The organism is Streptomyces sp. NPDC002730, from assembly GCF_042888805.1.
GTDB lineage: Bacteria > Actinomycetota > Actinomycetes > Streptomycetales > Streptomycetaceae > Streptomyces.
Map to the genome: position 1 here is coordinate 1 of NZ_JBIAQG010000055.1, position 3,481 is coordinate 3,481.

At 68.4% G+C, this 3,481-nt stretch carries 4 protein-coding genes; 1 reads left to right on the forward strand and 3 read right to left on the reverse strand.

Annotated elements, in window-relative coordinates; translation table 11 throughout:
- Positions 1-441 precede the first annotated feature (441 nt).
- A complete protein-coding gene (locus ACFYXH_RS42325; RefSeq protein WP_389575141.1) occupies positions 442-1,449 on the reverse strand; it encodes a stage II sporulation protein M in 1,008 nt (335 codons plus the stop codon).
- Between the two features lie 121 nt (positions 1,450-1,570).
- On the opposite strand from ACFYXH_RS42325, the gene ACFYXH_RS42330 reads away from it, so the two are divergent.
- A complete protein-coding gene (locus tag ACFYXH_RS42330) occupies positions 1,571-2,566 on the forward strand; it encodes an RDD family protein (RefSeq protein WP_389575143.1) in 996 nt (331 codons plus the stop codon).
- Between the two features lie 75 nt (positions 2,567-2,641).
- Here ACFYXH_RS42330 and ACFYXH_RS42335 read toward each other — a convergent pair whose 3' ends face one another.
- Positions 2,642-3,256: a hypothetical protein gene (locus tag ACFYXH_RS42335; protein WP_389575145.1), complete on the reverse strand. Its 615-nt coding sequence runs from the start codon at positions 3,254-3,256 to the stop codon at positions 2,642-2,644.
- A 138-nt stretch (positions 3,257-3,394) separates the two neighbouring features.
- A partial coding sequence (locus tag ACFYXH_RS42340) for an adenosylhomocysteinase (RefSeq protein WP_362693304.1) occupies positions 3,395-3,481 on the reverse strand: 87 nt, incomplete at its 5' end.

Here is a 3,481-nt window from a genome sequence, read left to right on the forward strand (position 1 = left end):
AAACAGGCCGGGGTATCAACATATCTGGCGTTGACTTTTGGCACGCTGTTGAGTTCTCAAGGAACGGACGCTTCCTTCAGACCCTTTTCATGGGGCCCTCCGGGCGCTTCCCTTCGGTGTTTCCAACCTTACCAGATTCTTTTCCCGTTCCGTTTCCGGTTCGGAATTCGTTTCCAGTGGCCGTTGGGGGCCTTTTGCCTTTCGGCTGATCCGACTTTATCAGAAGCATTCTGGCCGAGCTAATCGGCCTTCTTGATCCGGATAAGAATCGAGAGGCTCTGCGGAAATTCAATTTCCGGCGAGAGCGAGAGAGACATTAACGGTCGCACTCGCACTTGTCCAGTCCGAGACAACCGTTTAAATCTACCTCCCCACGCCGACCGTGTCAACGGTTTTTGTGGGCGAAGAGGAGACTAGCAGCTCAGAGGCGCCGGACGCACATCAGGCAGCGGCCGGGAGTTCGGCGCTGCGGTCCGCCGCCTCCACGTCGCCGATGTCGCCGGCGCGGACTGCTCGGCCGCCCAGGATGTAGACGTAAGCCAGAAACGCCAGCTCAGCCGCGATGCCGATGGCGATACGCGCCCAGGTCGGCAGTCCTGAGGGGGTGACGAAGCCTTCGATCACGCCCGACACGAAGAGGACAAGGGCGAGGCCAATGGCCATACCGATGGCGGCGCGGCCCTGCTGGGCGAGGGCCGTGCGGCGGGATTGGGGGCCCGGGTCGATGACAGTCCAGCCGAGGCGGAGGCCCGTACCCGCGGCGACGAAGACAGCGGTCAGTTCGAGCATGCCGTGCGGGAGGACCAGGCCCAGGAAGGTGTCGAGGCGGCCGGCCGACGACATCAGGCCTATGCCGACGCCGAGGTTGAGCACATTGAGGAAGAGGATCCAGATCACCGGGATACAGAGGAACGCGCCCAGCGTCAGGCACATGGCGGCGGCCTGGGCGTTGTTCGTCCAGACCTGGGCTGCGAAGGAGGCCGCCGGGTGGCTCGAGTAGTACGTCTCGTACTCACCGCCGGGGCGGGTGAGCCGGCGCAGTTCGTCCGGGGCGGCGATCGCTGACTGGACCTCCGGGTGAGCGCCTATCCACCAGCCGATGATCGCGGCGAGGACAGTGGAGAGGACCGCCGTGGGGATCCACCAGTGGCGGGAGCGGTAGACGGCCGCCGGGAAGCCCGCGGTGAGGAAGCGGACCGCGTCGCGCCAGGTGGCACGGCGGGTTCCGGTGACAGTGGCGCGCGCTCGGGCGACGAGCTGGGTGAGCCTGCCCGTCAGCATCGGGTCCGGGGCGCTGGACTGGATGAGAGAGAGATGTGTGGCCGTGCGCTGGTAGAGAGCGACAAGTTCGTCGGCCTCGGCACCGGTGAGGTGACGTCCCCTGTGCAGGAGGTGGTCCAGGCGGTCCCACTCGGCGCGGTGGGCGGTCACGAAGACATCGAGGTCCATGGTCGGCTGCTGCTCCAGGCACTGGGTGCGTACGGTCCGTACTACTGCGGCGCGCTGCGGGCCAGCTTGGCAGACTGAGGAAACAAGGGGCAGGGAGTTCGACGGCGAAGGGCGGGCAGCAGTGAGTGCGCTTGTGACGGGGGATGCGGTCGTACTGGGGCTGCGGCCGGCGAAACTGCCGAGCCGGGCGCTCGCTCTCGTGATCGACCTCGTCGTGGTGTGGACGGCGTATCTCCTGGTGTCGATCGGGCTTGCGGTGGCGACCGCGTCGCTGGACGAGGCGGCGGTCACTGCGGTGTCGATCGCAACGTTTCTGCTGGTCCTGGTGGGGGCGCCGATAGCCGTGGAGACCCTCAGTCATGGGCGCTCGCTCGGGAAGCTCGCCTGTGGGCTGCGGGTGGTGCGGGACGACGGGGGGCCGATCCGGTTCCGGCATGCGCTGGTGCGCGGGGCGATGGGCGTGGTGGAGATCCTGATGTCGTTCGGGGTCATTGCCTGTATCGCTTCTCTGATGTCGGCGCGGGGGCGGCGGATCGGGGATGTGTTCGCGGGGACTCTGGTGGTGCGGGAGAGGGTGCCGGCCGGGCGGGGGATGGTGGTGCCGCCTCCGCCGCCGTGGCTGGTCGGGCGGTTTGCCGCACTGGATCTGTCGGGGGTGCCTGATGATCTGTGGCTCGCGATACGTCAGTACCTGACGCGGATGAGGCAGCTGGACCAGGCGGTGAGCTGGTCGATGGCGGAGCGGCTGGCTGGTGATCTGGCGGCGTGCACGGGGGCGCCCGCGCCGGAGAGGGTGCCGCCGGCCGCCTATTTGGCGGCTGTGGTGAACGAGCGGCAGGCGCGTGATGCCCGGAAAGCGTTCGGGGCGTTCGGTACGTTCGGGGCTGCGGCGGGGGCGGTAGCAGTTGGCGGCCCGGAGGGTTGGGCGACTCCGGGGGCGGCTACCAGAGGTGGCTTGCCCGGTGCCGGAGCCGCAAGAGGAGTGGCACCGGGGGCGGTTGGTGCCGGCGGGGCTGCCGTGCCGAGTGGGGTGGTGCCGAGCGCCGTTGTTGCGGAGGGCGAGGCGGTGCCGGGTGCGGAGACGCCGCCGGTCACGGGGTTTGCGCCGCCCGCGTAGGGGCGCGAGGCCGGATCGTCAGGCCTACCGGTCGCCGGGGCGTCGGAATCGTCGGGGCCTCAGGGCATCAGGGCATCAGGGGAAGACCGAGGGCGGGGTCTCGAGGTTTTCGAGTTCGATGCCGGGGGCTGCGAGGACCACGTCTCCGGCGATGTGGACGAGGTGCTGTTCGCCCGTGTCCAGGGCGCTGACCTGGTATTCGTCCACGGTCAGGGGGCCATTGTCAGTGGCATGCGCTTCACTCTTCATCAAGGCCCAGGACTGGTCGAGAGTGCGGGGAGCGAGGACAGGATCCGTGAAGGCGACGAGGCGGACGCGCGTCGCGGGGGAACCGGGGGTGAGTCGCAGAAGACGTGCGGTAGCTACAAGGAAGGCGGGGGATGTGCCGGTGAAGGCGTGGGCGCGCACATTGCCTTCGGTGGCATGAGCGCCGGTGGGGTCGGTGCGCACCCAGGTGACGCCGTCGAGGGCGGCACCGCGGACCTGCCAGCTCGCGGCGTGGAGTTCGAGACGGATGGGACGGCCGAGTTCGTCGAGGGCGAGGTCGACGGAGCCGGCGTGGTCGCCGGAGGGGGTTGTGATCTGGGAGACGTAGCGCCAGCCGGAGGGGCCGGGGGCGCACTGGAAGTGCTCGTCACCGAGGGGGGTGTGATCGTGCGGATCGTGAAGCGAATAACGGCCGCGGGGCATGGGGCTCAGGTGTCCTAGTGCGGTGAGGCTCTTGCCGGGAGCCGATCGAGGCCGGTACGAGGCAGGCCCCCGACACGGGGGTGCGGGGGCCTGCCTGGTACCGCTGGTACCTACTGCTGAGGGGGTGTCAGTAGCCGATCAGTAGCGGTAGTGGTCCGGCTTGTACGGGCCCTCGACCTCGACGCCGATGTAGGCGGCCTGCTCGGGGCGGAGCGTGGTCAGCTT

Excerpts from the sequence above, each read along its gene's own strand:
- ACFYXH_RS42325 (WP_389575141.1), bottom strand. The coding sequence starts at position 1,449 with ATGGACCTCGATGTCTTCGTGACCGCCCACCGCGCCGAGTGGGACCGC.
- ACFYXH_RS42335 (WP_389575145.1), bottom strand. The coding sequence starts at position 3,256 with ATGCCCCGCGGCCGTTATTCGCTTCACGATCCGCACGATCACACCCCC.